At 48.4% G+C, this 25,805-nt stretch carries 25 protein-coding genes; 16 read left to right on the top strand and 9 right to left on the bottom strand.

Annotation, left to right across the window (positions count from 1 at the left end):
- The first annotated feature begins 49 nt into the window (after positions 1–49).
- From BBEV_RS15065 to BBEV_RS15045, 5 genes are all read left to right on the top strand, one after another.
- On the top strand, positions 50–745 hold the full coding sequence (locus BBEV_RS15065) for an L-ribulose-5-phosphate 4-epimerase (RefSeq protein WP_069366211.1): 696 nt from the start codon (positions 50–52) through the stop codon (positions 743–745).
- 24 nt (positions 746–769) lie between these two features.
- Positions 770–2,425, top strand: a complete 1,656-nt coding sequence (locus BBEV_RS15060; RefSeq protein ID WP_069366210.1) for a ribulokinase — start codon at positions 770–772, stop codon at positions 2,423–2,425.
- Positions 2,426–2,472: 47 nt separating this feature from the next.
- Positions 2,473–3,951: an L-arabinose isomerase gene (gene araA, locus BBEV_RS15055; RefSeq protein ID WP_069366209.1), complete on the top strand. Its 1,479-nt coding sequence runs from the start codon at positions 2,473–2,475 to the stop codon at positions 3,949–3,951.
- Positions 3,952–4,110: 159 nt separating this feature from the next.
- Positions 4,111–5,229, top strand: a complete 1,119-nt coding sequence (locus BBEV_RS15050; RefSeq protein WP_069366208.1) for a GntR family transcriptional regulator — start codon at positions 4,111–4,113, stop codon at positions 5,227–5,229.
- A gap of 80 nt (positions 5,230–5,309) precedes the next feature.
- Positions 5,310–6,404: a sn-glycerol-1-phosphate dehydrogenase gene (locus BBEV_RS15045; protein ID WP_198155018.1), complete on the top strand. Its 1,095-nt coding sequence runs from the start codon at positions 5,310–5,312 to the stop codon at positions 6,402–6,404.
- A 70-nt stretch (positions 6,405–6,474) separates the two neighbouring features.
- Here BBEV_RS15045 and selD read toward each other — a convergent pair whose 3' ends face one another.
- The 3 genes from selD to BBEV_RS15030 form a co-directional block, all read right to left on the bottom strand.
- Positions 6,475–7,542 (bottom strand): selenide, water dikinase SelD, encoded by a 1,068-nt coding sequence (gene selD, locus BBEV_RS15040; protein ID WP_084007422.1) that lies wholly within the window; start codon positions 7,540–7,542, stop codon positions 6,475–6,477.
- A gap of 27 nt (positions 7,543–7,569) precedes the next feature.
- Positions 7,570–7,956, bottom strand: coding sequence for a rhodanese-like domain-containing protein (locus BBEV_RS15035; protein ID WP_069366205.1), 387 nt, complete (start codon positions 7,954–7,956; stop codon positions 7,570–7,572).
- A 77-nt stretch (positions 7,957–8,033) separates the two neighbouring features.
- Positions 8,034–8,906 (bottom strand): LysR family transcriptional regulator, encoded by an 873-nt coding sequence (locus BBEV_RS15030; protein ID WP_069366204.1) that lies wholly within the window; start codon positions 8,904–8,906, stop codon positions 8,034–8,036.
- Between the two features lie 124 nt (positions 8,907–9,030).
- Between BBEV_RS15030 and phnD the strand changes: the two genes are divergently transcribed.
- From phnD to phnC, 3 genes are all read left to right on the top strand, one after another.
- Positions 9,031–9,891, top strand: a complete 861-nt coding sequence (gene phnD, locus BBEV_RS15025; protein WP_456114834.1) for a phosphate/phosphite/phosphonate ABC transporter substrate-binding protein — start codon at positions 9,031–9,033, stop codon at positions 9,889–9,891.
- A 72-nt stretch (positions 9,892–9,963) separates the two neighbouring features.
- A complete protein-coding gene (gene phnE, locus BBEV_RS15020; protein ID WP_232318202.1) occupies positions 9,964–10,656 on the top strand; it encodes a phosphonate ABC transporter, permease protein PhnE in 693 nt (230 codons plus the stop codon).
- Position 10,657: 1 nt separating this feature from the next.
- Entirely contained in the window at positions 10,658–11,395 is a 738-nt protein-coding gene (gene phnC / locus BBEV_RS15015) for a phosphonate ABC transporter ATP-binding protein (RefSeq protein WP_069366201.1), read from the top strand.
- Positions 11,396–11,537: 142 nt separating this feature from the next.
- On the opposite strand, the gene BBEV_RS15010 is transcribed toward phnC, so the two are convergent.
- The 3 genes from BBEV_RS15010 to BBEV_RS15000 all read right to left on the bottom strand — a co-directional run bounded on the left by BBEV_RS15010 (position 11,538) and on the right by BBEV_RS15000 (position 14,627).
- Entirely contained in the window at positions 11,538–12,491 is a 954-nt protein-coding gene (locus BBEV_RS15010; protein ID WP_069366200.1) for a glycine betaine ABC transporter substrate-binding protein, read from the bottom strand.
- An 89-nt stretch (positions 12,492–12,580) separates the two neighbouring features.
- Positions 12,581–13,438: an ABC transporter permease gene (locus BBEV_RS15005; RefSeq protein WP_069366199.1), complete on the bottom strand. Its 858-nt coding sequence runs from the start codon at positions 13,436–13,438 to the stop codon at positions 12,581–12,583.
- Positions 13,428–14,627 carry a quaternary amine ABC transporter ATP-binding protein gene (locus tag BBEV_RS15000; protein WP_069366198.1) on the bottom strand — a complete coding sequence of 400 codons (1,200 nt, stop codon included), beginning with the start codon at positions 14,625–14,627 and terminating at the stop codon, positions 13,428–13,430. The genes BBEV_RS15005 and BBEV_RS15000 overlap by 11 nt, the downstream gene beginning before the upstream one ends.
- 275 nt (positions 14,628–14,902) lie before the next feature.
- On the opposite strand from BBEV_RS15000, the gene BBEV_RS14995 reads away from it, so the two are divergent.
- The 7 genes from BBEV_RS14995 to BBEV_RS14965 all read left to right on the top strand — a co-directional run bounded on the left by BBEV_RS14995 (position 14,903) and on the right by BBEV_RS14965 (position 22,738).
- Positions 14,903–15,457, top strand: coding sequence for a GbsR/MarR family transcriptional regulator (locus BBEV_RS14995; protein WP_069366197.1), 555 nt, complete (start codon positions 14,903–14,905; stop codon positions 15,455–15,457).
- Positions 15,458–15,554: 97 nt separating this feature from the next.
- Positions 15,555–16,139 carry a flagellar basal body-associated FliL family protein gene (locus tag BBEV_RS14990; RefSeq protein ID WP_069366196.1) on the top strand — a complete coding sequence of 195 codons (585 nt, stop codon included), beginning with the start codon at positions 15,555–15,557 and terminating at the stop codon, positions 16,137–16,139.
- A gap of 158 nt (positions 16,140–16,297) precedes the next feature.
- Complete coding sequence (locus tag BBEV_RS17665) at positions 16,298–16,492, top strand: hypothetical protein (RefSeq protein WP_069366195.1); 195 nt, start codon at positions 16,298–16,300, stop codon at positions 16,490–16,492.
- On the top strand, positions 16,453–17,085 hold the full coding sequence (locus tag BBEV_RS14980; protein ID WP_069366194.1) for a hypothetical protein: 633 nt from the start codon (positions 16,453–16,455) through the stop codon (positions 17,083–17,085). Before BBEV_RS17665 ends, BBEV_RS14980 begins: the two co-directional genes overlap by 40 nt.
- A 498-nt stretch (positions 17,086–17,583) precedes the next feature.
- The gene (locus tag BBEV_RS14975) at positions 17,584–19,359 is read left to right on the top strand and encodes an ABC transporter ATP-binding protein (RefSeq protein ID WP_069366193.1); all 1,776 of its coding nucleotides are present in this window, start codon (positions 17,584–17,586) and stop codon (positions 19,357–19,359) included.
- Positions 19,350–21,398: an ABC transporter ATP-binding protein gene (locus BBEV_RS14970; RefSeq protein WP_069366192.1), complete on the top strand. Its 2,049-nt coding sequence runs from the start codon at positions 19,350–19,352 to the stop codon at positions 21,396–21,398. The genes BBEV_RS14975 and BBEV_RS14970 overlap by 10 nt, the downstream gene beginning before the upstream one ends.
- A gap of 197 nt (positions 21,399–21,595) precedes the next feature.
- Positions 21,596–22,738, top strand: coding sequence for a polysaccharide deacetylase family protein (locus tag BBEV_RS14965; RefSeq protein ID WP_069366191.1), 1,143 nt, complete (start codon positions 21,596–21,598; stop codon positions 22,736–22,738).
- A gap of 1 nt (position 22,739) precedes the next feature.
- Here BBEV_RS14965 and BBEV_RS14960 read toward each other — a convergent pair whose 3' ends face one another.
- From BBEV_RS14960 to BBEV_RS14950, 3 genes are all read right to left on the bottom strand, one after another.
- Complete coding sequence (locus BBEV_RS14960) at positions 22,740–23,186, bottom strand: hypothetical protein (RefSeq protein WP_069366190.1); 447 nt, start codon at positions 23,184–23,186, stop codon at positions 22,740–22,742.
- A gap of 16 nt (positions 23,187–23,202) precedes the next feature.
- A complete protein-coding gene (locus tag BBEV_RS14955) occupies positions 23,203–23,778 on the bottom strand; it encodes a class I SAM-dependent methyltransferase (protein WP_069366189.1) in 576 nt (191 codons plus the stop codon).
- Between the two features lie 89 nt (positions 23,779–23,867).
- The gene (locus tag BBEV_RS14950) at positions 23,868–24,854 is read right to left on the bottom strand and encodes an aldo/keto reductase (protein WP_324609509.1); all 987 of its coding nucleotides are present in this window, start codon (positions 24,852–24,854) and stop codon (positions 23,868–23,870) included.
- 128 nt (positions 24,855–24,982) lie between these two features.
- Here BBEV_RS14950 and BBEV_RS14945 point away from each other — a divergent pair, with 128 nt between their 5' ends.
- The gene (locus tag BBEV_RS14945) at positions 24,983–25,759 is read left to right on the top strand and encodes a hypothetical protein (RefSeq protein WP_069366187.1); all 777 of its coding nucleotides are present in this window, start codon (positions 24,983–24,985) and stop codon (positions 25,757–25,759) included.
- Positions 25,760–25,805: the final 46 nt, after the last annotated feature.

Genomic DNA, 25,805 nt, shown 5'->3' with positions numbered 1-25,805 from the left:
GATTTAGTAACAAAGCTAAGAACATAGGTCATAATTCGAGGTGGCATACATGAATTTACAGGATTTGAAAAGCGAGGTTTGTAAAGCGAATCAAGCGTTACCTGGGCACGGACTGGTCACCTTTACCTGGGGAAACGTCAGTGGCATTGACCGGGAATTAGGTCTCGTGGTGATCAAACCGAGCGGTGTGGATTATAAGGGTCTGACCCCGGAAAAGATGGTGGTCGTGAATCTTCAGGGTGAAGTTGTGGAGGGCGATTTGAAGCCTTCATCCGATACCCCGACGCATGTCTGCCTGTATAACCATTTTCATGACATCGGCGGTATCGTCCACACCCATTCCCCTTATGCAACGAGTTGGTCACAGGCAGGAAAAGATCTGACGGCGCTTGGTACTACGCAGGCGGATTATTTTTATGGGGATATTCCTTGTACGCGGGACATGACGGACCAGGAGATCAAAACGGCCTACGAATATGAAACGGGAATGGTCATAGTGGAGACATTTAGAGAACGTAAGATCGATCCTATGGCCATGCCGGGTGTGTTGGTGCATAGCCATGCCCCGTTTAATTGGGGGGGGACTGCAACGGATGCGGTGCATCATGCCGTAGTGCTCGAAGAGTGTGCAAAGATGGCGATGTACAGTTATCAGTTGCAACCGGATGCGCCGCGAATGAAACAGGGCTTATTGGATAAACATTATTTACGTAAGCACGGGAAAGATGCTTACTATGGACAATGATCCAGGTGGAATGGAGGGAAGACGATGACGAAATATGCCATTGGAATTGATTATGGTACGCAATCAGGGCGTGCGGTCCTGGTGTCGTTGGCGGATGGTATGGAAATTGCGGATCATGTTACGGAGTACCCGCATGGTGTCATGGATGAAACACTGCCGAACCCCGAGGTGAAACTGGGATATGAATGGGCATTGCAGCACCCGCAAGACTATGTAAAGGTGATTGAACGGTCCGTGCCGGCGGTGATCGAAGCGTCGGATGTTAATCCGCAGGACATTGTCGGTATCGGGATCGATTTTACCGCTTGCACGATGCTCCCGATTGATGAACAAGGGACGCCGCTTTGTTTTCATGAGGATCTGAAAGATGATCCGCATAGCTGGGTGAAACTCTGGAAGCACCATGCTTCACAGCCTCATGCCAACCGGATTAATGAAGTGGCTGAAGAACGAAACGAGTCCTTCTTGCCACGATACGGCGGAAAACTTTCTTCTGAGTGGATGCTGGCAAAAGCATACCAGATCCTCGATGAAGCTCCGGAGATTTATGAAAAAGCAGATCAATTTGTAGAGGCCACAGACTGGGTGATTATGCAGCTCAGTGACAACTTGCTTCGCAACAGCTGTACTGCAGGGTATAAATCAGCGTGGCACAAAAAAGATGGTTACCCTTCACAGGACTTTTTTGAAGCCGTGTCACCAGGGTTGAAAGATCTGGCAAAGACGAAGCTGAAAGGTGACGTTGCGGCGCTCGGGACAAAAGCTGGAGGACTAACCGCCGAAATGGCGAAGAAAACCGGTCTCCCGGAAGGATTGGCAATAGCGGTCGGGAATGTGGATGCACACGCAGCCGTTCCTGCAGTTGGTGTAGTGGATGAAGGCAAGATGGTGATGGCGATGGGCACTTCTATTTGCCATATGCTGCTTGGTAAAGAAGAAGTGAAAGTCGAAGGGATGGCCGGCGTTGTGGAAGACGGGATCATTCCTGGATACTTCGGATATGAGGCAGGACAGTCGGCGGTGGGTGACATTTTCGGCTGGTTTACAGACCGCAATGTGCCGGCATACTTGGAAGAGGAAGCGAAGAAACAGGGGGTGAATGTCCATAAACTTCTTGAGAAAAAGGCGTCTGCCTATCGCCCTGGTGAAAGTGGTCTTCTCGCACTGGACTGGTGGAACGGGAACCGCTCGGTTCTTGTGGATACCGAGCTCAGCGGTATGATGCTCGGGCTGACCCTGCAGACCAAACCCGAAGAAATGTACCGCGCACTTCTTGAAGCGACGGCATTTGGCACACGAATGATCGTGGATACGTTTCACAGCAACGGGGTGGCTGTGGATGAATTGTATGCTTGCGGCGGGTTGCCTCAAAAGAATCCATTGTTAATGCAGATTTATGCGGATGTCACCAATCGCCGGATCAAAGTGGCCGATTCAAGTCAGACTCCGGCTCTCGGAGCAGCGATGTTTGCGGCAGTGGCAGCGGGGACTGACGAAGGCGGCTATGAAACGATTTTGGAAGCTGCCCAATATATGGGCCGGGTGAAAGATGAAACGTATGAACCGAACCCGGAAAACGTGGATGTCTATGAGCAGATCTATCAGGAATACAATCGCCTTCATGATTATTTCGGCAGAGGCGAAAATGATGTGATGAAACGTCTGAAATCCTGGAGATGATCAACCCATTACAGTCAATTAAATAATGACTGAGAAGGAGGAAGGGTATGAAAAATAACCATTATTCATTCTGGTTTTTAACAGGAAGCCAGCATTTATACGGTCCTGAAACATTGGATCAGGTCGCAGCGCAATCGAGGGAAATTGTCGATGGACTGAATGATTCCGGCTTACCTTTTGAAGTAGTGACCAAACAGGTCTTAACCAATTCGGATGACATTCGCGATGTGATCATTGCAGCAAACGGTGATCCGCAATGCGCGGGTGTCATCACCTGGATGCACACGTTCTCGCCATCGAAAATCTGGATTCGTGGTCTTCAGTTGTTGCAAAAACCCATGCTTCATCTGAATACACAACACAATCAGGACATTCCGTGGGGAACGATCGATATGGACTTTATGAATCTGAACCAGTCAGCGCACGGGGACCGTGAATTCGGTTTCACGGTCAGCCGGCTGGGGATCGACAGGAAAGTCGTCGTCGGTCATTGGCAGCAATCCGAGGTTCAACAGAAGATTGCTGACTGGATGACAACGGCGATGGGTCATTCAGTAAGTTATCAAGTGAAGGTTGCCAGATTCGGTGACAACATGCGCCGGGTTGCAGTTACGGATGGCGATAAGGTGGCAGCCCAGGAAGTCTTCGGCTGGACCGTTGACGGTTTCGGTGTCGGCGATCTTGTAGCTTATATCGATCAAGTCACCGATGAGGAAGTGGCAGAGCTGTTTGAGGAATATGACAGACGGTATGTGATTGGTGATGACATCAAAAATACACCCGAACTGAAACAGTCCATTTTGGATCAGGCCAGGATCGAAGCCGGAATCAAGGCGTTTCTCGAAACAGAAGGCTATAATGCGTTTACGACGACATTTGAAGATTTGCACGGCATGACACAGCTCCCGGGACTTGCCGCACAAAGGTTGATGGAACAAGGTTACGGATTCGCAGGGGAAGGAGACTGGAAAACGGCAGCGCTTCTTCGCATGATGAAGGTCATGACCGGGAACAAACGGACTACATTCATGGAGGACTATACTTATCATTTCGAACCGGGAAATGAAATGGTGCTGGGATCTCACATGCTGGAAATTTGTCCGACCGCTGCGGAAGACAAACCGGAAATCAAAGTTCATCCATTGGGCATTGGCGGTAAAGCCGATCCTGCAAGACTGGTCTTTAACGGACAGGGCGGTCACGCGATTAATGCGTCCCTTGTTGATATGGGAAATCGGTTCCGGTTACTCATCAGTGAAGTGGATGCACAGGTGCCGGATGTGGCAACACCTGAACTGCCTGTGGCGAAATTACTTTGGAAACCAAGACCCTCACTCTCCACGGCGACAGAAGCCTGGGTACTTGCAGGAGGGGCTCACCACACCGTTCTTTCCTTTACGTTGACGACAGAACAGATGCTGGACTGGGCTGAAATGCACGGCATTGAAGCGGTAGTGATTGATCAAAATACACAGATTCATCAATTCAAAAAAGAGTTGAAGTGGAATGCACTTGTATGGAAATGAGTGAATTGGCGTCAGACCATCACTGCTAGCAAGCATTGATATCCTTGTGAAATCTGATTGGAACTGCTCGAATCACCGAGTATATTATGTTATACTACTTATTCGGACAAGTTCAAAGAAGTGAGTTGTCCCGAATTGAGATATAAATCGAGGTGTCCTATGGAATCGAAATATAATCAGGTGAAAAACAGTATCCGATCAATGATATTACAAGGATTTTATCAGCCTCATCAGAAGGTTGGTTCTGAAAGTGCTCTGATGAAGCAATATGAAGTCAGTCGCCACACCGTTCGAAAAGCCATCGATGATCTGGTGAACGAAGGATGGATTTATAAAAAACAGGGTGCTGGCACATTTTGCGCGGAGCAAACAAAAACAAATGAAACAGTAGCGACGGGCACCAAAAACATCGCCGTGATAACCACCTACTTTTCAGACTATATTTTTCCGGCGATTATTCGCGGCATTGAAGGGTATTTGAGTGCGAATAACTATCAGATGACAGTATTCAGTACAAATAATGATCCTGAGTTGGAAAAAAAGTATCTCGAGTCGGTCCTGTCACGTAAATTCGACGGGTTAATTGTTGAGCCCACCAAAAGTGCTTTACCAAACCCGAATATCAACTATTATTTGAATCTTGAGCGCTTGGACATTCCTTATGTAATGATCAACGCCTATTACGATGAACTCGAGCCTCTGCACGTCATTATGAATGATGCCGAAGGGGGCCGGATTGGAACAAGAAAAGTCATTGAAGAAGGTCACGAGAACATTCTTGGTTTTTTCAAAAATGATGATATCCAGGGCATAAAACGGATGAAAGGCTTTATCAAGGCTCATCGGGAGAGTGGGTTACAGATCTCGCCACAGAATATCATCACATATACAACGGAAAACAAGGATACCGTGCCAGGAAATCTGCTCAGGGAGAAAATGCTGTCAGAACACAACCGGCCCACTGCCGTTGTTTGTTATAATGATCAGCTCGCTGTGATGCTGTTGGATGTATTAAGAGAGCTTAATATCACTGTCCCTGATGGCGTATCGGTCGTCGGATTTGATGATTCCTTTCTTTCGATTGCGACAGAAGTGAAACTGACTACCGTGAAACACCCCAAGGAGAAAATGGGTGATGATGCAGGCAGGCTGATCGATCAGCTGATTAAAGAAAAAAAGGATCCTGCTGTTCTGAAAACAGCATCTTCCATCGTCTATGAACCGGAATTGGTGATTCGACATTCTACGAAAAACAGAATTGTAAAAGAGGTGAATTGATCTTGGATCTGTCCCTTGTTGACTGGTATAACAAAGCTTTATCGAATTGTACATGCGGACATCATCACCATCCACTTTCAATGGAGGAACTCACGATTAAGAGCGGGGCGACAGATGAGCTTCGCTCTTATTTGTTGAGAAAAAAATGGATGAAAGTGCACGTGGTTTACGATAGAAATACAAGAACGGCCGCAGGTGATCAAGTTGTGGATCAGTTAACCGTTGACAACATCCACATCGGGATTTCTGAGATCGAAGAGGATGAGAATCAGGACGTGATTGCTGATGAAGCGGCGATTATGCAGGTTCTGACGGAAGTCGATCATGAAACGGATGTTTTAATGGCTGTCGGGGCAGGGACACTGCATGACATAACCCGTTATGCAGCTTATACGCTTGGCAAACCGTTCATCTCGATTCCGACAGCACCCTCGGTTGATGGGTTTAATTCCATGGGTGCGCCGATTGTATTGAAGAAAAAGAAAAAAACGTTTCAAACACAGACACCAATTGCTTTATTTGCTGATGTGGACGTATTGAAAGAGGCGCCCACTGACATGACGGCTGCGGGATTTGGAGATGTGCTCGGGAAGTACACAGCTTTAGCCGATTGGCATTTCGGAGCCATTACAGCCAATGAGCCATTTTGTGATCAAGCTGCAGAAATGACGCTGGAGGCACTGAATCAGGCCATTCAATCAGCAAAAGACATTCGTGCAGGTTCTGCGAAAGGAATGGAAAACCTCTTCGAGGCGCTATTGAAATCAGGTATGGCCATGTCGCTGTTCGGTCATTCCCATCCGGCGTCGGGAGGAGAGCATCACCTGTCTCACTACTGGGAAATGGGCTTCTTGGCCGAAGGCAGAAAACAATTACTTCACGGTGAAAAAATAGGCGTCTCCACAGGTTTGATTGCAGACATTTATCATGAACATGTTGAGAAGAAAGTGGCATTGGATCCCTTGTTGACGGATGCACAAAAAGAGCGAATCGCATTGATTTTCAAAGACTTGCCGACGGGTGATGACATCAATACACTGCTTGGTCAGGTTGGGGGCAAAACAACCCTTGCTGAGTTAGGTGTTGAAGAAGTCCTTTACCAGGAGAGTATTCATAACGCTCATACGTTGAGAAAGCGGAATACGATGCTTCGCTACCTCAACGAAAGAGAATGATGGAAATTTAACTATAAAAATAACGCCCTCTCGCTGCTTTTAAAAAGCAGTCAGAGGGCGTTTTGCATGGTTATTTCACTACAATCGCATGATCTTCCCGTTCCGTCACGTGGCCGATCACCTTTGCTTCAAAATCATCTTGTGCTAGATTGTATGCTTCAACATACTTGTCCGCTTCTTCGGCAGGCAGGCTGATGAGTAAGCCGCCACTCGTGATGGAGTCACACAGGATCAGCTGATCGTGCAGTTTAATGTGATTGGCGTAGTTGACGTGTTCCTGGAGGTATTCGCGGTTTTCACGACCGCCGCCTGGAATGACTTTATTTTTTGCATGATCCCATGTACCGTCAATCACCGGTACATTCGCGTAATCGATGTGTAACGTGACGCCGCTGCCGCTGGCTATTTCATAGCCGTGACCCAACAGACCGAAGCCTGTGACGTCCGTGACAGCATTCGGATGGAAACCGGCGAGGGATTCAGCCCCGACTTTGTTGAGGGTTGCCATCGCGGTCATCACGTCGTTTTGCTCCGTTTCAGTTGCTTTGCCGAATTTAATTGCCGTGGTGATGATGCCTGCACCGAGAGGCTTTGTTAAGACCAGTTTGTCACCGGGTTTTGCACCGACATTCTTGAAGATTTCATCCGGATGAACCGTACCGGTTACGCTGAGCCCGTATTTCGGCTCCTGATCGTCAATGGAATGTCCGCCGGCAAGCACCGCTCCGGACTCTTTTACTTTGTCAGCTCCGCCACGGAGAATTTCAGCCAGTACTTCCGGAGATAGTTTGTTGATCGGATAACCGACGATATTCAATGCCGTGATCGGTTTGCCACCCATGGCATAAATATCGCTGAGTGCATTCGCCGCTGCGATCTGTCCGTACATATACGGATCATCACAGATCGGTGTAAAATAATCAATGGACTGAACGATGGCTAGATCGTCAGTCAGTTTGAATACGCCTCCGTCGTCGTTCGTATCGAGACCGACGAGGAGATTCTCGTTCTCTTCTCCTTCAGGTAAATGACGCAAAACTTGCGCCAGGTCGGCTGGGCCGATTTTGCAGCCTCAACCAGCTTTCTTTGTGGTTTGTGTCAATGGCTTGTCGCCAGATGACAGTAAATTCTTAAGCATAAGATCCACCTCCTGTAATAGAATCGATTATTCTTTGGCGCCTTCGTAGTCAGAGATACCGCCCTCAACAACGATGACGCGTTCTTCGTCGAAACCTGCCTCAATGAGTGACTCCGCTACTTCGGCACTGCGGTTCTGCGTTTGACAGAGGATGACGACGTCGCGTTCTTCATCAATGATCGATGGATTCTCTATCACATCATCCATCGGGATGTTCTCAAATCCAGGAACCGCTGCTTCTGCAAATTCATCAGGTTCTCTGACATCCACGTATTGAACAGTTTCTTCAAGGCCTGCCTCCACCTGTGTTTGAAGTTCATCAGAAGAAATCGTCAAAACCCCATCGAGATCTTCTTCGCCTCCACATGCAGACAAGACAAGCAACATCGTGAGAGCTGTGAGCCATTTCATCATTGGATATTCCCCCTGGTTATATGTCAATAACCATTATACATGATACCTTGGGTTGTATCCACCATGTCACTTGATTGTCAAGATTGAGAATGAATGATTTTCTGAACCTCCTCAATCAGTTCGGAGGATCGTGGATGCTTGTGATTAGGGTGCTGAACAGCGTAAAAATGGCGATCGGTTTGTAAGTGTGCCAATGGAACGAGTGCCTGAGGGGATTCCGGGCCCAGTGCATAGGTCGACACAATCGCAATACCGATGCCTGAGGCGGCAAGCGCCAGGGCACCGGCGGTGTTCGGGACACTTGCGACGATATCCATTTCTTCATAAGAACCGCCAAATGCTCGAATGGCATCTTTGGTTGCTTTCAGTGTCCCAGACCCTTCCCGGTATGTGATCAATGGGTGCTTTTTTAATTCAGTAAAGGAGTTAATCGAAGCGATGTGATTCGTTCCAACTGCGATCAATTCATCCTGAGCAAGGCAAGTCATATCCAGGCGGTCATCATCGGGTTTCGAACCAACGAAAGCGATGTCCAGCTCATAGTGACGCAGCTTATCGATGATTTGATCTGACGCATCCATAATGATGCATAAATCGAGATGTGCTTGGGCTGTCTGCAGTGACCCGAGTGCCTTTGGAAGCAAATAGGTACCAGGAATGGAACTGGCGCCGATTTGCAGTTTGCCCGATTCGAATGAATGAATGCGCGCGGCTTTGTTGCGGACCTGTTCCCAATTACGGATGAGTGATTTCCCTTCGTCAAAGATCACCTGTCCCGCTTCCGTCAAAGTCATCGTATCCCGATGGATCAATGGGAATCCGGCTTCTTCCTCCAATGCCTTGATCTGCTTTGTGATAGCAGGCTGTGAAATATTGAGGCGCTGGGCAGTGGCGGAAAAATTTCGTTCCTCTGCAAGAATCGTAAAAGTTTCCAGTCGTTTCAGGTGCATAAGAACCTCCTATAACTTTATGGAATTATTTAATAACTGTATGGTATAATCTCGGGTGTATTGATCTGAGATCTATTTTACTACAGAAAGGTTGAGTGCAGTGAAACGAAATTTGGGGTTATTGATGATCACTGGGGGCCTGTTGATTGCAGGATGCGGGAACGAAGCAGCAGGTGTGGATGAACCGCTGGAAGTGGCTGTGATCCCGTCGCAGTCCATCGGTGAGATGCAGGACGGGTTGGATCAATTGGAACATGAACTTGAGGAAGCTTTGAGGCAGGAGGTATCTGTGGAACACTATCCGAATTATAATGCAGTGGTCGAAGCGATCAATCATCATCACATTGATCTGGCGTATGTTGGACCGGTCACCTATCTGGTGGCAAGAGATCAAAGCGGGGCTAAGGCGATTGTGACGCAGTCGATTGACGGCTCGCCCTATTATCATTCGTATATCAAAGCACACATCGATGCACCATGGGATTCCCTCGAAGAACTGTTGGATGATAAGGAACAGGTGACGTTTGCTTTTGGCAGTCACTCTTCCACATCCGGTTTTACAGTGCCTGGGTATGAACTGATGAACCGGGGTGTTTACACGGATGAAAATGATCATGCGTTTGACGAGGTTCGCTTTACCGGATCCCATGATATCACGGCACAGGTACTTCTGAGTCAGGATGTGGACGCCGGTGCCATTGACAGTGCCATTTACCATGCACTGGTCCGAGACGGTGTCGTGGATGACAGCCAATTAAAAACGCTTTGGGAATCGGAACCTTTGTACCAATACCCTTGGATTGTACCTGCAGAAACCGGGGATGATGTGATTGAGGCATTTCAGGAGGCATTTCTGGCGATTGATCATCCGGACATTCTGCGTATTTTCGGTGGCGCCGATGCGTTTGTTCTGGCGGATGTGGAGCACTATGAAGGGATCGAGGAAGCAGCCCGTGCGATGGGTCTTCTCGATGAACCGGAATAACGGACCATGATCTGGTTTCGCCCCCGCCACATTGTTTACTGCATAGGATTGGGTCTACTGGTTTGGATCAGCATGCAAGTGACGGACTTTCAATGGACACGTTTATGGGAGCTGATTCATATCGGGGAATTTATCGAAGTACGCTTTTTCCCGATTCGCTGGGAGATCTGGCCAATTCTTCTCAGGGCAAGCATGGTCACGCTGGCCATGGCCTTTCTTGGAACATTGCTCGCGATCTTGATCGCGATTCCGCTGAGCTTTATGGCGGCGAAGAATACGAGCATCCGTCTGATTCGTAATCCTGTAAAGATTATTCTGAACTTCCTTCGCTCCGTCCCGGAAATTGTCTTCGGCCTGATTCTTGTCGTTGTCCTCGGCCTCGGCACGTTTCCTGCGGTTGTGGCAATCATTCTTCATAACATTGGTGTACTGGGAAAGCTGATTGCAGAACTGATTGAAGCGTCAGACAAAGGACCACAAGAGGCAATGCGCTCCGTTGGAGCGACCTGGACGATTGGAAACATGATAGCCATTCTGCCACAAATCTGGCCCAATTTGCTGTCGCAATATTTTTACCGGTTTGAAGTGGCGATCCGGACTTCATTGATCCTCGGATTCATCGGTGGTGGCGGTCTTGGTCAGCAGCTGTTTAACCATTTCAACAGCATGAACTATCAGGCGGTGGCTCTCGATATCCTGTTCATCATGGCACTGGTGATGCTGGTGGATAGTTTGGGATCCTACGTAAGAAGCAGGGTGATATAAGATGATTGAAGTGAATGATTTGACAGTGCGATATCCATCGGCTGAACAACCTGCTCTGGATCAGGTGAGTTTCCAAGTAGCGGCAGATGAATTTGTCTGCGTACTTGGCAAGAGCGGTGCAGGGAAATCGACACTGATCCGTTGTTTGAACGGGCTGCAGCAGCCGTCTTCCGGGTCTGTGACCATGAATCAAGACGTGGTGACGGGGCAAGATGAACGAACGCTGAGGCTTATTCGTTCGAGGATCGGGATGATCTTTCAGCACTTCCAGTTGATTCCAAGACTCACGGTGGAGATGAATGTGTTTACAGGCATGTTTGGAAGCAGGCCATGGTGGCAGAATCTCCTCGGTCTATATGGTCAAAGTGAGCGTAAGCTGGTGAATGCAGCTATTGTCGATGTGGAGCTGAATGACTATCAGAAACGGAGGGTGGAAGACTTGAGTGGCGGTCAAAAGCAACGGGTTGCGATTGCGAGAGCGCTTGCACAGAACCCGGTGTTGTTCCTTGGGGATGAGCCCGTAGCGAGTCTGGACCCAGGGACAGCAGAACGGATTTTTACTCAACTGCAAGTTCTTCAACAGAAACGGGGCATGACGATGTTCATCAATGTACATGATGTGGTGCTGGCGAAACGTTTTGCCACAAGGATCCTCGCCTTGAAAGACGGAAAGCTGGTGTTCGACGGGACGCCGGAAGCGTTTGACGCGGATTGTTATCAACAGGTTTACGGTCAGTAATGCGACCTAAAGGATACCCGGACTCTCCCGAAGTCGATGAAGAAGGTCTTGCGGGTATGATGATCAAGATTAAAGCACAAAAAGAGCCGGGGACAATGTCCCCGGCTCTTTCGATAGTGAATGGATGATGGTGAAGAGCGTATTATTCTACGCCTTCAAGCCATTCGTCAACTTTGTCCTGGTTAGCTTCAACCCAGTCTGCTGCTGCGTCGGCAGGGTCTGCACCTTCTTGTACTTCAAGCATGATGCTTTCCATGTCTTCTGTTGTCCAGAAGAACTGGTCAAGAATACGGTATGCGTTTGGCATATCGTCTTCAAGGCCTTCACGAACCATTGTTTGAATCACTTCAACATCCCCGAATGATCCTTCAGGATCTTCAAGATATTTCAGGTCATAAGCGGAGAATTTCCAGTGTGGCGTCCAACCAGTTACAGCAATCGGCTCTTCGTTATCGTAAGCTTCACCCAATGCAGTTGCCATCGCACCGCTGGAAGAAGTTTCAACAGACCAGCCGTCAAGAGCATAGTCTTCTACAGCCTGCTCAGCAGCCTGAACAACACCGGCACCAGGTTCGATACCTGTGATGTTGCCACCCATTTCGTCCGCATACTGGTCAAGTTCACCAACGGAGTCGATGTCCATATACTCAGGTACAACAAGTCCTACGCGTGCACCTTCAAGGTTCACACCAAGATCGACAAGTGAATCTTCATATTCGTCGTATAAGTCACCGTGAGTAGCCGGCAACCATGCAGCGACCATGCCGTCTGCTTCGCCGTTGGCAATTGATTGCCACATAATGGCGTTGTCGATTGGAGTCATGGTTACGTCATAACCTTGATCTTCCAGGACTTTGGCAACTACGTTTGTAGATGCAATTTCTGAATCCCATTCAACAAAGACGAGTTCGATTTCTTTACCTTCGCCAACCATGGCACCGTCGTCGCCAGCATCAGCATTTCCGTTGGCGTTGTTGTCACCATCGTTGTTCATGTTGTTATTTTCCTCATTGTTGTCATTGCCACAACCCGCAGCAACCATTGTCATTGAAAGACCAGCCGCAGCTGCAATCAACTTTCTGTTTCCTTTAAACATAAGATCGTTCATCCCCTTTTTTTGATTCTGTGTGATCTATGGTACTCCACGAATATTATTATACCCGTGAAGATGCCAACCTAAACATGTTACTCTGATTTTTTCATGTTTGCTGTTTGTGTGAACCGGTCAATAATGATTGCCAGTATAACAATACCGATACCTGCTGTAAAGCCAGGGCCGACTTGTGCACGCTGAAGAGCGGACAATACTTCGCGTCCGAGACCCGGGGCACCAATCATGGAAGCAATTACAACCATGGAAAGTGCGAGCATTACGGTCTGGTTGATTCCGGCCATAATGGTTACCTTCGCCATCGGCAGCTCGACTTTGAACAATTTTTGTTGCGGCGTAGAACCGAAGGCATCTGACGCTTCGACCATTTCCGTCGGTACTTGGCGAATACCGAGATTCGTCAGCCGGACTGTCGGCGGTGTTGCGAATATGAGTGATGCAAATACACCTGGTACCATTCCGATTCCAAAGAATGCGACGGCAGGAATCAGGTAAACGAACGCCGGCATCGTCTGCATGAAGTCCAAAATTGGCTTCATAATTGCTTCGGCGGTATTACTTTTGGACATGAGTATCCCGAATGGGACACCGATAATGACTGATAATGTACTGGCTAAAAGTACGAGTGTGAATGTGAACATTAATTCTTCCCATAGGCCTTGGTTGTAAATCAGCAACAGACCAAGAAATGTAAAGACAGTCAGTCCCCACTTTTTACCTGATAAGAAATAGGCCAAAACTGCAACCAGCAGAATGATGATGATTGCTGGCACCGAGTATAAAAGACTCGCGAACCAGGACATAAAGTCACCAAATCCACTTCGGATCGGGTTGAAGATAAAGGAAAAAGTATCTGTAATCCAGCTGACTGCGTTACTTACGCCTTCTGAAATCGGTATTTGTGGAATGTTATTGAGTAAGTCATTCAGCATTCAGGTTCACCTCGTTTTCTCCGGACAATGCCGCGATGACTGCACCGCGTACAATAATGCCAACGAGTTTTTCGTTTTCTACAACAGCCACAGGAACCGGTGAATTATGAATCATATCAAACAGTTCATGTAACGTAGTATCTTTTGAACATTTAGGCATGTCGGTTTTAAGAATTGCGTTTAAATCACGGGCATCCTCTTTTTGGGCATTGGACGCATCGTCAGCTGTCACGTAACCTTTCAAACGACGGTTACTGTCAGTAACATAGAGACTGGAAAGTCCGTATTTACGCATGCGTTCAAGCGCCACGCGGGGACCGCTTTTATCGAGATTGATGGTTTCCGGTGTCTTCATAATGTGCTCGGCATTGAGGATCTTCGAGCGGTCAATGTCTTCAACAAACCGTTCGACATATTCGTTAGCCGGGTTGATCAGAATTTCTTCCGGTGTACCAATCTGCACGATATAACCATCTTTCATCAGTGCGATACGGTCTCCGAGACGAAGTGCCTCATCAAGATCGTGTGTGATAAAGATGATGGTTTTTTGCATGGATGTCTGCAGGTCCAATAACTCATCCTGCATATCTTTACGGATCAATGGATCGAGCGCTGAGAAAGCTTCATCCATTAGCAGGACTTCCGGGTCATTGGCAAGTGCCCGGGCTAACCCGACACGTTGCTGCATCCCACCGGATAACTGATCCGGATATTGTGCTTCGTACCCTTTCAGGCCAACGAGTTCAAGAGAAGCCTGTGCTTTTTCACGTCGTTCTGATTTTTCAATACCTTGAATTTCCAAGCCGTATTCCACATTTTCCATAATGGTACGGAACGGGAAAAGCCCGAATTTTTGGAACACCATACTCATCATTTTCCGTCTTGCCATACGGAGTTCAGTATCGGAAATGTTAGAGAGGTTATCATCATTGATGTGAACCGTTCCGCTTGTTGGTTCAATCAGGCGGTTCAACAGTCTGACCAGCGTGGATTTACCACTGCCGGAGAGCCCCATGATGACAAAAATTTCTGCATCCTGGACTTCAAAAGAGGCCTGGTTTACACCGACGGTACAGCCGGTTTTGCCAAGGATTTCATCTTTCGAATAGCCTTCGTCAAGGAGCTGTTGGGCCTGCTTCGTTTTTTTGCCGAAAATCTTTGTGAGCTTGTCGACTTTAATTGTAGCCACTTTCGCACCTTCTTTTCTGTTTTAAAATTTGTGAGTGTGTAATGGAGCACAACTTGCACTATTCATAACTATATACCTCTATCTTTGTGATGACAAATCCCATAAACGGTCTATACAGCGCGTAAAGTTTGTTCAGAAAAAACTGTACGGACTGAGCGACGCTGTTGCTTTATAATGCGCCCGTTATCGCCGAGTAACACATAGGGAGGGCAGTATCAATTACTGAGAGGATTTGGTATCGTAATGTTTAGCGGACTATATTAGGAGGATGTGTGATGAAGAGCGAGGACAGATTACGAAGTGATCAGGATCGACTTGAAGCAGCGCGGGACAGGTTTATTTCCGAGATCGCCAAAAACATTCATCTTTATGATCTCTCTCCATCCACAGGCAGGTTATATGGAACGGTATTCTTCTCAGAAGAACCTATGACACTCGATGAGATGAGTGAACAAATGGGTATGAGTAAGACGAGTATGAGCACGGGAATCCGTTCGCTCGTTGAGGCGAGTATGGTGGAACGTGTGTGGGAGAGAGGGATCCGCAAAGATCTCTACAAAACAGAAGATGACTGGTATAAATCGTTTTCCACTGTGTTTATTAAAAGGTGGCGGCAGGCTACAGAGATGAATTTAGAAGCCATCCGTGAAACCGAGGATCAGATCAGAAGAATATACCTGGATACAGAGTGCGATGAGATCCGTGGGAAAGTGGAACTTGATCTTGATAAACTCAGCCATGCCCGAGAATATTATGAATGGTTGAACCGTGTCATTGCTTTATTTGAGACCGGTGAGATTTATGACATTGTACCGACAAAGGAAAAATAATCCCGAAAAACTCTCCTCAACGGCTAAAAGCCATGTGGAGAGTTTTTTTGTACTCTGCTAAAATGAAAGCAGGGATTAGTTGGTGGGAGTGATGGGTATGACGGATGATCGAAAAGCGATGGAGAAGCTCCAGAATAAGGTGGAAAGTAAACGCATGGATGAGCAACGAGGCGCCCGGAACCGCTCGAAAAACGTCGCGACCTGGCGATCGGAAAAACCGCCTGTGATGAACAACGGATCCGATGAAGAGCCGTTTCCAAAGAAAAAGCAAAATAAGGGCACGGTGATCCTGATCGGACTTCTGGTGGTTCTCGGTGGGGCCTTATTGATGTTACTTAATCAGGACCGGGTGACCTCCGCTTACGACTATATCGCGGGAGACTACTCATGGCAGAGGGCTCATCACGGGGAAGAAGCGTTGTACCAGCTTGACGACGGAGGCACTGTTCAGGCTTCGTTGACCATTGAAGTGATGGAACGCGGTCAGGTAAGACGTCTCAGTAACCGGGATGAAGTTGTACAAAAGATCATCCAGGATGCCTTTTTGACGGTGGGGTCTTCAGAAGTCCGCAGTAACGAAGGGAAAGACAGGGTAGTGGATGACATCCGTTCCGCGATCAATCAGGAAGTGGAGAACGTCGAGGTGAAAGATGTGTACTTCCGGTCGATCCTTACCCCCTAGTCGAACAGAAGAGATTTTTTGCAGGGAGTTCTGTACAGGTTGCAGGACTCTGTTTTTGTGATGTTTCACCTCTTGGTATCGTTATCAATAAATGGTTGATTGTGGTAAAATAACCACAAGAGAAGGTGGATATCGGGATCGGTCACATGAAATAGGGTGTGTTTGAAGATGCGGGGCAGTATGTGGATATTACGGTATACAATAAAAAAATGAACCGGAGCGCCTCATTATCCGTACATAAAGAAGACTGCCAGGAACTGATGAAATTTTGGGAGAATGCGGCTGGACCACTGCTGTTGGAGGAGGACATTTCATGGGCACAAATAAAAAACGAAAACGGCAATTTGACATAGAGGATCATCATCCGACGATCTTCCTCATTGCCGCATCTTGCGGGTTATTGTCTTTTTTCGGACCGATTGTGTTGATCCCGCTTATTCAAGAGGTGATGCTCCATTCCGATCAGCTGCTTGAGCTGTTAACACCGACACTCAGTTACCGGATGATGATGGGTGCGTTACTTTGGATCCCGTTTGTTGCAGGTCTGTACTTCATCACGAGAAAGACGGCTGAAAGGCGCCGGGTACCCTATCGGCTGGGTCCAGTGATGATCGCCCTCGTTTTATTGGCGGCACCGTTTATGGCCTTCAGTATTCAGCACTATGTATTGCTTGAAGACGAAGGTTTCCACTATAACGACTGGTATGAATGGCGTGGGACCTGGTATGACTGGGCTGAGGTGGAAGAAGTGCAACCGGTCCGGGAGTCCCGGGGTGGTGTGCTCCATATTTCATACCGGTTTGTCCTGGAGGACGAAACAACCTTTACGTTCGAATCCGATGATGATTTCCGCCGGGTAAGAAGCGACATCTTCGACACGATCGAAGAGGAGGGCGGCACGATGATGCCGACGGTGGACGAGGAAGAAGATCCGTCTCAGGACTGAATGTAAAGCTGATCTGTAAAAAATGGCCAATGCCCATTGACCGGCATGTCAGGTTCTGCTACTCTATAACAGAAATAGCCAATTCTAATCAGACTGAAACAGTGAAAGGAGGCAAGAGCCATGATTCGGAACCGTATGAAACGACGTCCATTCAACATCAACACAACTCCATATGTGTCCGTACCCATGAGCAAACTGCCGGCTTTCGATTGACTGGATTCAGTCGTATGATCGAGGGTTAAATCCGTTATCGATGCGCATGGTGCAATGGCTCCGTGCGCTTTTTACAATCTCATGATGTAAATTTATGTAAAAAGCCCGCGGCGACGCAGGCTTTTTCTATTGGCATGAACTTCATGCTGAATCATAAAACAGAGAGGATGTTGCAGCATGACAAAGAAAGCAATCATTCAGTACGTTCAGATCACAGGGAAGATTCGGATGGGTGGAGGGTAGCAATTTTACCGCAAACCGAGTTTGGAAGGGAAGTGATGTTTCATGTTCAGTGCATTAAAGAAATTATCCTGGTTTTTTAAGCAGGAAAAGAAACGCTATGTGATGGCAATTCTCATCTTGGTGATTGCCAGCATTATGGAGATTATCCCGCCGAGACTCATCGGCTTCGTAATAGATGATGTCCATCAGGGCCGCATGACCGAGGAGAGGCTGATCACTTACATTGGCGTTCTCTTTGCCTTGATGATTGCCGTGTATCTGATGACTTTCGTATGGATGCGTAAGTTGTTCGGAGGCTCATTGCTTCTCGAGCGAACGATGCGCTCACGGTTTATGAACCATTTAATGACGATGACACCGTCGTTTTATCAGCGCAACAAAACCGGTGATCTGATGGCGAAAGGAACCAATGATTTAAAGGCCATCTCACAAACCGCAGGCTTCGGGATACTGACACTGGTTGACGCTACGGTGTTTTTACTCGTCATTCTCGTGATGATGACATTCTTCATCAGCTGGGAACTGACGTTGGCTGCCTTTTTGCCATTCCCATTGATGGCTTATTTAATGAAGGTTTACGGTAAGCGGATACATGAGCGGTTTATGGGAGCCCAGCGTGCCTTTGGCGATTTGAACGATCAGGTTCTCGAGTCGATCTCCGGCGTGCGGGTGATCCGCGCCTTTGTCAAAGAGCGATCGGACCGGGCGCAATTCAGTAAACAGACGGATCATGTCCTTGAGCAGAATATTCGGGTGGCCCGGGTGGATGCCCTGTTTGAACCGACGATCAAAATACTCGTAGGCATGAGTTACATGATCGGGCTCGGTTTTGGGGCGTACCTGGTGTTTCAGGGGCGCATTACCCTCGGGCAGCTGGTGACCTTTAACATTTACCTCGGGATGCTGATCTGGCCGATGTTCGCTCTCGGTGAACTGATGAATATCATGCAGCGGGGGAATGCTTCGTTGGACCGTTTAAACAATACCTTTGATGTGGAACCGGATGTTTCTGACCACGCTCATGCTGTCCGGGACATAAATCCGGTGTCCATAGAGCTGAGAAACCTTTCCTTCAGGTATCCTTCAGCAAAAGACTATGCCATTCACGACGTGTCTGCCAAGATTCAGCGGGGCATGCATGTCGGTGTTGTCGGCAAGACGGGGAGCGGAAAATCGACGTTTTTAAAACAGCTTCTCAGAGCCTACCCGTCAGGAAATGGCCAGGTGCTGATCGATGGTACGGCAATAGAAGACATCGCTTTGGAAACGTTGAAATCCTGGATCGGCTATGTACCGCAGGAAGCCTTCCTGTTCTCGAAGACCATCGAAGCGAATATCCGTTTCGGTGCCGAGGGGGCCACTGATAAGCGGTTAAAGCAAGTCATGGAGCAGGCAGCGATTACGAAAGATCTGCATACCTTTCAGGACGGATTGAATACCTTGGTTGGGGAAAAAGGTGTCTCTCTTTCCGGAGGGCAAAAGCAGCGGATCGCGATTGCCCGAGCCCTCATCAAGGATCCGGAAATCCTGATTCTCGATGATGCCATGTCTGCAGTGGATGCAAAGACGGAACAGTTCATTATCGAACAGATCCGCGAAGAGCGGCGGGGAAAAACCACGTTTATTGCTGCGCACCGGATGTCCGCAGTCCGTCACGCGGATCTGATTCTGGTCTTTCATGAAGGGCGTGTAGTGGAACAAGGGACGCACGAAGAACTGATGAAAGCAGGTAACTGGTATCAAAGACAATACGATAAACAGCAGATGGAGCAAAACATGCCCGGTGCTGACAGACAGGAGGTGTCGTCATGGCTGTAAATGAGGCGCAGACACCTGAAGCCACCAAGACAGGCAAGCGGCTGTTCCTATACGCCTGGCCTTTTCGAAAGACGATTTTCATCTCCTTATTTTTCCTTGCGATTGCAGCGGCTGCGGAGTTGACGGGCCCGTTTATTGCCAAAACGATGATCGATAATCATATCGTCGGGGTCGAACAGACGTGGATGGAGACGCCGAACGGTGATGTTACGTTTGATGACCGGCAGTTCAGCCGCATGGACCGTCATGACCCTGGTGCAGCGGTTCTGGGAGAAGCTTCCGTGGTTCAGGTTGGATTGACCTATTATTTTGTGGAAGCAGCGGATGTGCTTGTCGGGGAAGAGGCCTTTGAAAATGGGGAACTCACGGTGAGTCGCAATGGCGAAACCGCCAGCTACCCCGCTCAGGAAATGACCCAGGGCGAGGTCTATCAGTTTTATGCACCGGAAGTACCCTATATCATTGGCTGGATGGGGCTGTATCTCGCTCTTATTATCCTGTCGTCGTTCTTTCATTATTACCAGAGCCTTTGGCTTCAGACGTCTGCGAACCGCATCATTAAAAAAATGCGGGAGGATGTCTTTAAAAAAGTACACGAACTGCCGGTGCGGTACTTTGATCACATGCCGACAGGGAAAATTGTCTCGAGAATCACGAACGATACGGAAGCGATCCGCGAGCTCTATGTCCGGGTCCTGGCCACCTTTTTCACGGGGATCATCTACATGATCGGAATTTTTATTGCCATCTTCCTCCTGGATGTCCGTCTCGCACTGGCAACCCTTCTGATCATTCCGATACTCATTATCTGGATGATCGTGTACCGGTCCTTTGCGGGCAGGTACAACCGGGTGATCCGTGAGAAACTGAGTGATTTGAACGGACGGATGAATGAAAATATTCAGGGCATGTCTCTCGTTCAGGCTTTCGGGCAGGAAAAGGCGGTATCGGAAGAGTTCGAGACTCATAACACCGAACATTACCGGTTTAATCAAAAGATGCTCACACTGAATTCCCTGACGTCGTTTAACCTGATCGGCCTGATCCGTAACATCGCCTTCGTGACCTTGATCTGGTATTTTGCCGGCGGGTCCATGGGTGTGGGGATGATCTTCAGCCTCGGTGTTGTGTATGCCTTTGTGGATTACATCAACCGCCTGTTTGAACCGATCAACGGCATCGTCGGTCAGCTGGCGCAGCTTGAAGAAGCGCGTATTGCCGGGGAGCGGGTATTTCATCTGATGGATCAAGAAGGAGAACCTCTTCCGGATACGGCCGTAGCCAGATTCCACGGAGACGTGGCATTTCAAAATGTATGGCTGTCTTATGAGCCGGGGCATCCAGTATTGAAGGACATTTCGTTTTCAGCAAAGAAAGGGGAAACGGTGGCTTTCGTTGGTCATACAGGCTCCGGGAAGAGTTCGATTATGAATGTCCTGTTCCGCTTTTACGATCATGACAAAGGCGAAGTGACGATTGACAGGAGAGATACCTTGTCGATGACCCGTCAGGAAGTCCGCTCGCATATGGCCATTGTCCTGCAAGATCCGTTCCTTTTCACCGGGACCATTTACACGAACGTCGCGATGGGTGATCCGTCGATTACGAAGGCACAGGTCCAAAAGGCCCTCGATCAGGTGGGGGCTACTGCCTTCATTCAATCGCTCCCAAGCGGAATCGATGAAGAGGTCAAGGAAAAAGGAAGCACTTTCTCTGCCGGGGAACGGCAGCTGATATCCTTCGCCCGGGCACTGGTTGTGGATCCGGCGATATTGATTCTGGACGAAGCGACGGCGAACATCGATACGGAAACAGAGGCGATGATTCAGCATGCCCTGGACGTCGTGAAAGCAGGGCGGACAACGTTTGTCATCGCTCACCGGCTGTCGACGATCCGTGAAGCCGATCAGATTATTGTTCTCAATGAAGGAGAAATTGCTGAACAGGGAGATCATGCCTCCCTCATGGCAGTCCGCGGCCGGTATCATCATATGTACCAGCTTCAAAAAGGTGCAAGCTCTGACGGGCAAGTATCCTGATCCTGACCGAATCCTCCTGTTGATGCAGGGGGATTTTTTCGCCCTTCATCGAGAGAGATTCCGATAGTCCTGACGGATTTTGAATGAATTGAGGATCAGAATCCTGATCAGCATGGAATTGGTGCATCAATCGCTGTAGTTGTTCCTTTTTTTGCGAAACATTTGAAGGGGTTTGCCCGTCTAACAGGGTAGAGACAATGAATGAGGTGATTCGCTTGAAAAAGCAGATGTGGATAAAAGCGGGCCTGGCAGTTCTGGCTGCGGTCCTGATCGCCGGTGTGTTTCTTGCCGGTCGCATGAGCGTGGAACCGCTGACTGAAGAGATGAGAGCAGAGCTTCGGGATACACGGTCAGAAGCCGATGAACGTGCAAAAGAAGCAGAGTTGCTGAGAGAAGACCTGGAAGATTCAGAAGAAATGCAGGAAAAACTGACTGCAAAGAAAGCGGAGATCGAGGCGTTGAACGATCGGATCGACGAACTGGAGCAAGAGTTGGCTGAACTGGAAGAAAATGCTGCAGAGGAAGAGGAACATGATACTGAATCGGACGCTTCTTCTGACGATGATTCCGAACAGGAAACAACGAACGACAGCGAAAGCGTGAATGGGGATGATTCAGCAACCGGGAACGGAAATGGAGCCGGCTCAAGTGACGGCCGTCCTGACAGCGGTGAGCGTGTCGTGTATTTGACCTTTGACGATGGGCCGACGGATTTGACGCCGGACATCCTGTCGATTTTAGACGACTATGACGTACCGGGGAACTTTTTTGTGATCGGACAGCGCATGGAAAACTATCCGCAGCTGATGAGGTCAATGGACGGGGCAGGTCACGGGATTTATTCCCATAGTTATACGCATGACTATGCCATTTACGAGAGTTTTGAAACGTATTATGAGGATTTGAACCTGATGGAACAGGCTTATGAACGGGTACTGGGGAAGGAAGCTCCGCCACTTGTGCGTTTTCCAGGGGGATCAAGCAACCACAGTTCCATTGAATACAGTGGTGAAGAATTCATGGTGGAGTTAACGGCAGACATCCAGGAAAGGGGGTATCATTACATCGACTGGAATGTGTCTTCCGGGGATGCCAGTGCGATCTATGACGATCCGCAAGCGATGTTCGATCAGATCGTCAATCAAAGTCAGGGCGAGGACGTGATCGTCCCTTTATTCCATGATACGGACCGCAACCAGGCGACCCGGGATATTTTACCGGACGTGATTGAATATTATCAGGCGCAGGGCTATTCATTTCACACGCTGGATGATCTGACGCAAGAAGAAATAACCAGGATGGAAAACAACCGCATCCTGAACCGGAATGTCGTCAGGTGATTCAGCTGCCTAACGATTCGTAAGGGTCTTCAGGAACAATGTGATGCTTGTACAGATAATCAATGAAGTCCGACTGATCACGCGATCGAAGGTTCTTCAGGTGAACGTCCACATAGGAATGGTTATCCATGTACATCGTGATGATTCTGCCTTTGACGAAGGCGGAATCGACCTGATTCAAAGCGACCTTTTTCCCTGGCAATGGCCAGCCGCGATCCACGGTCAGTTCATCAGCGCCGAGGAGCAGGTAGGCGAATTTCGGCATGCGTAAATAGAGAATCCCAAGAAGCGGGGCGGTAATGATCACGAAGTATTGCATGAAAGTCAGGACCGGCCCCCACTCCTGGTTCATCTGCAGGTTCAGCAGGCTGACAAAGCCCAGTACAATATAGGTGAGACCTTGGATAACATGAATCGCTCGCAAGCGGTAGTTCAGTCGTTGTGGCAATGGATTCAGCAACTCCTCATTTTGATACGTAGTAGGTGACCTGTTCGAAAAACCTGAGAACAGGTTCTTTTTCGATGTGTAAAACACGGAGGTCAAGATCCGCGAAGGTCTTGAGCCAGCCGAAGTTGTTTTTATTCGTATGGGGATGGCCCTTGAATTCCAGGTTGAACAGGCTGTCCGTGAACCAGGTGGCGTATTTCTGTACAGGACCGCTGTAGACGTCTTCCATGATGATCAGCCGGTCACAGACCCGGAGTGCTTCTTTGATCAGGGCATCCGGATCCGGTGTGTGGTGAAGCACCGTTAATAACAGGCCGACATCTTTACTGTTGTCCGGGAACGGCAATCTTTGGCCGTCGTAGAGGACCGGCTCGATTTTATCTGTATAACTGAGGTTCTTGACGTCCACGGGGGTCACATCAAATCCTTGTGCCAACAGCATCCAGGAGAGGGCGCCTTTGCCCGCGCCAATATCGAGAATGCGGTCATTGGCATTTAAGTGATAGACAACCCGCCGGTGTTTACTTTTCGCCCAGGGCTGACTGAGGGTGTTGAAAATCAATTCTTTCGCTTTCGTTTCAAGTGTCGGCATAAGTTGCACAACCTTTCAGTATTTTGCATGTCTAGCGTGCAGTATACCGGATTTTGCTTGAGAAAAGAACCGACAATTTTTCAAACGATTCAATCGACCTGAATCCGTTTGGCCATCTGGTCCAAAGCGAACAGATCGGTATTGGACAATTCAAAATCCATCGTTTTCGCGTTCGCTGTCGCGTGATGCGTTTTGGATGCCCCTGGAATGGCAACGATGGTTTCTCCGTGCTGATGGATCACCCAATTTAAGGCGATCTGTGTCGGTGTGACGTCATAGTCCTCAGCGAGCCGCAGCATCAGCTTGATCAGCGGTTCGGTTTTTTTCAGCCCCTTTGCCCGGAAGTTCGGTGTATATTTACGAACACCCTGGATTTTTTTGATCAGGTCCGGGTTCTGATGGAATTTCCCGGAGAGGATGCCCTGTTCAAGGGGAGAATACGCGATGATTGTAATTCCTTGTTCCTTGGCGTAATCGAGAATCCCGTTTTCTTCGATGCGGCGATCCAACAGACTGTACTTTACCTGATTGGAGGCGAGACTGTATCCCCGTTCCAAAAGAGCCTCATGTGCCTCTTTCATCTGCTTCAGGTTGAAGTTACTGACCCCGGCGCTTCTGATTTTCCCTTCGTCCATCAGATCGGCCATGGCATTCATTTCATCCGTGGGTGAACTGAAGGACATTGGCTGGTGCACCTGATGCAGGTCGATGGCACGGCCGCCTAAGGCGATGCGCCGTGCATCAAAGGTGTGAACGATCGACGAACTGCGACGAAAAGCAGGCCACCATTTTGTGGCAATCACAGGTGGTTCAGATCCGAAAGTGGCAGAATCCAGGGCCTCACTTAATGCACGTTCCGAGTCCCCTTTACCATACACTTCGGCTGTATCAAACCAATTGACACCACCGTCCAGAGATTCCTGGACAATCTGATTCATCGCTTCTTGTTCCATAGCTGGCCAGAACTTACCGACCAGGCCGTTTCCTTTACTGAATTGCCAGCACCCCAATCCAATCGGGGAAATGTGTACATCTGACTGACCGAGCTGTCGCTTTGATACGGTTCCTGACATCATGATCACTCCTCATTCATTTGCAATACGATTTGTCTGAAACCGTATTCCCTTTTTCCACCAGCCGGAAACGACGAACTGCAGTGGAGTGTGCTAAAATTAAGGAAATCAAAAGGAAGAAGGGGACTGGCATGTTCTGGAATACGCCTGAACGCATCGTTAAACGTAAGGCGAGACGTTACAAACGACCATTTGAAAAGATGTATCTGTATCCGCAACCGGTTGATATTCATGGCCGCAATTATTACCTGATGGATTACGTCCGCTTAAAACGCCCGGTGGGGACAGCTGTGTTTTCCGATGAGGAGGAAGCACCGAACGACGTGCTGAAAGCCCATAAAACGCTGTTCACATTCTACCGGCTCGTGGAAAAAATCCGTGAAGAGAACCGCATGAAGGCAAAGGTGGATCTGGCTTTCTTTCGCGTACCGTTAAAGAAGATGGATGAAGCCCCGCACGATCGCCTTTCTGAAGGGTACGCCCTGATTGACAGGCTCCTGACTTTTCAATTGAAATTCCGAAAAGTATTCGAAGATTTCTCGGCACATTACAATATACTTCAAGAGGAAAACCGTTCATTAACGGAAAAGGACCTGACGTTTGCAGTCGAATCAGCGGCCGATCTCGAGGCAACACAGAAAGTGATGCTGCATGAACTGGCGAATGGCGCGGATGTGTTTCGTGAATGGCGAAGGGCAATGGAAGAACTGGGTTTGTGGAGTAAGCTGAATACAAATCAGCAAGTGTTCTATCAGTCGTTCATTGAGAATGAAGCGTCGATGAAAGAAGAAGCGAAGAAGACAAAAAATAGTAGTTATGATCAGTTGTTGAAAAAGTATACTCAGGAGTACAAGCATTATCAGCGTGAGGAGCAGCAGAATGATTTTGATGCGCTGCGCTATCCGTAATGACATGATTGACTGAGGATACAATGCTGTAAATTAACCGGTCAGT

The sequence above is a fragment of the Salisediminibacterium beveridgei genome (assembly GCF_001721685.1).
GTDB classification, from domain to species: domain Bacteria; phylum Bacillota; class Bacilli; order Bacillales; family Salisediminibacteriaceae; genus Salisediminibacterium; species Salisediminibacterium beveridgei.
Note: the sequence above shows the minus strand (reverse complement) of the source record. Positions and strands in the feature narration are given on the sequence as shown.

What these genes read in the sequence shown, in the direction of transcription:
- BBEV_RS15065 (WP_069366211.1), top strand. Translation starts at nt 50, where the DNA reads ATGAATTTACAGGATTTGAAAAGCGAGGTTTGTAAAGCGAATCAAGCG.
- BBEV_RS15060 (WP_069366210.1), top strand. Translation starts at nt 770, where the DNA reads ATGACGAAATATGCCATTGGAATTGATTATGGTACGCAATCAGGGCGT.
- araA (WP_069366209.1), top strand. Translation starts at nt 2,473, where the DNA reads ATGAAAAATAACCATTATTCATTCTGGTTTTTAACAGGAAGCCAGCAT.
- BBEV_RS15050 (WP_069366208.1), top strand. Translation starts at nt 4,111, where the DNA reads ATGGAATCGAAATATAATCAGGTGAAAAACAGTATCCGATCAATGATA.
- BBEV_RS15045 (WP_198155018.1), top strand. Translation starts at nt 5,310, where the DNA reads ATGGAGGAACTCACGATTAAGAGCGGGGCGACAGATGAGCTTCGCTCT.
- BBEV_RS15035 (WP_069366205.1), bottom strand. Translation starts at nt 7,956, where the DNA reads ATGATGAAATGGCTCACAGCTCTCACGATGTTGCTTGTCTTGTCTGCA.
- BBEV_RS15030 (WP_069366204.1), bottom strand. Translation starts at nt 8,906, where the DNA reads ATGCACCTGAAACGACTGGAAACTTTTACGATTCTTGCAGAGGAACGA.
- phnD (WP_456114834.1), top strand. Translation starts at nt 9,031, where the DNA reads ATGATCACTGGGGGCCTGTTGATTGCAGGATGCGGGAACGAAGCAGCA.
- phnE (WP_232318202.1), top strand. Translation starts at nt 9,964, where the DNA reads ATGCAAGTGACGGACTTTCAATGGACACGTTTATGGGAGCTGATTCAT.
- phnC (WP_069366201.1), top strand. Translation starts at nt 10,658, where the DNA reads ATGATTGAAGTGAATGATTTGACAGTGCGATATCCATCGGCTGAACAA.
- BBEV_RS15010 (WP_069366200.1), bottom strand. Translation starts at nt 12,491, where the DNA reads ATGTTTAAAGGAAACAGAAAGTTGATTGCAGCTGCGGCTGGTCTTTCA.
- BBEV_RS15005 (WP_069366199.1), bottom strand. Translation starts at nt 13,438, where the DNA reads ATGCTGAATGACTTACTCAATAACATTCCACAAATACCGATTTCAGAA.
- BBEV_RS14995 (WP_069366197.1), top strand. Translation starts at nt 14,903, where the DNA reads ATGAAGAGCGAGGACAGATTACGAAGTGATCAGGATCGACTTGAAGCA.
- BBEV_RS14990 (WP_069366196.1), top strand. Translation starts at nt 15,555, where the DNA reads ATGACGGATGATCGAAAAGCGATGGAGAAGCTCCAGAATAAGGTGGAA.
- BBEV_RS14980 (WP_069366194.1), top strand. Translation starts at nt 16,453, where the DNA reads ATGGGCACAAATAAAAAACGAAAACGGCAATTTGACATAGAGGATCAT.
- BBEV_RS14975 (WP_069366193.1), top strand. Translation starts at nt 17,584, where the DNA reads ATGTTCAGTGCATTAAAGAAATTATCCTGGTTTTTTAAGCAGGAAAAG.
- BBEV_RS14970 (WP_069366192.1), top strand. Translation starts at nt 19,350, where the DNA reads ATGGCTGTAAATGAGGCGCAGACACCTGAAGCCACCAAGACAGGCAAG.
- BBEV_RS14965 (WP_069366191.1), top strand. Translation starts at nt 21,596, where the DNA reads ATGAATGAGGTGATTCGCTTGAAAAAGCAGATGTGGATAAAAGCGGGC.
- BBEV_RS14955 (WP_069366189.1), bottom strand. Translation starts at nt 23,778, where the DNA reads ATGCCGACACTTGAAACGAAAGCGAAAGAATTGATTTTCAACACCCTC.
- BBEV_RS14950 (WP_324609509.1), bottom strand. Translation starts at nt 24,854, where the DNA reads ATGATGTCAGGAACCGTATCAAAGCGACAGCTCGGTCAGTCAGATGTA.
- BBEV_RS14945 (WP_069366187.1), top strand. Translation starts at nt 24,983, where the DNA reads ATGTTCTGGAATACGCCTGAACGCATCGTTAAACGTAAGGCGAGACGT.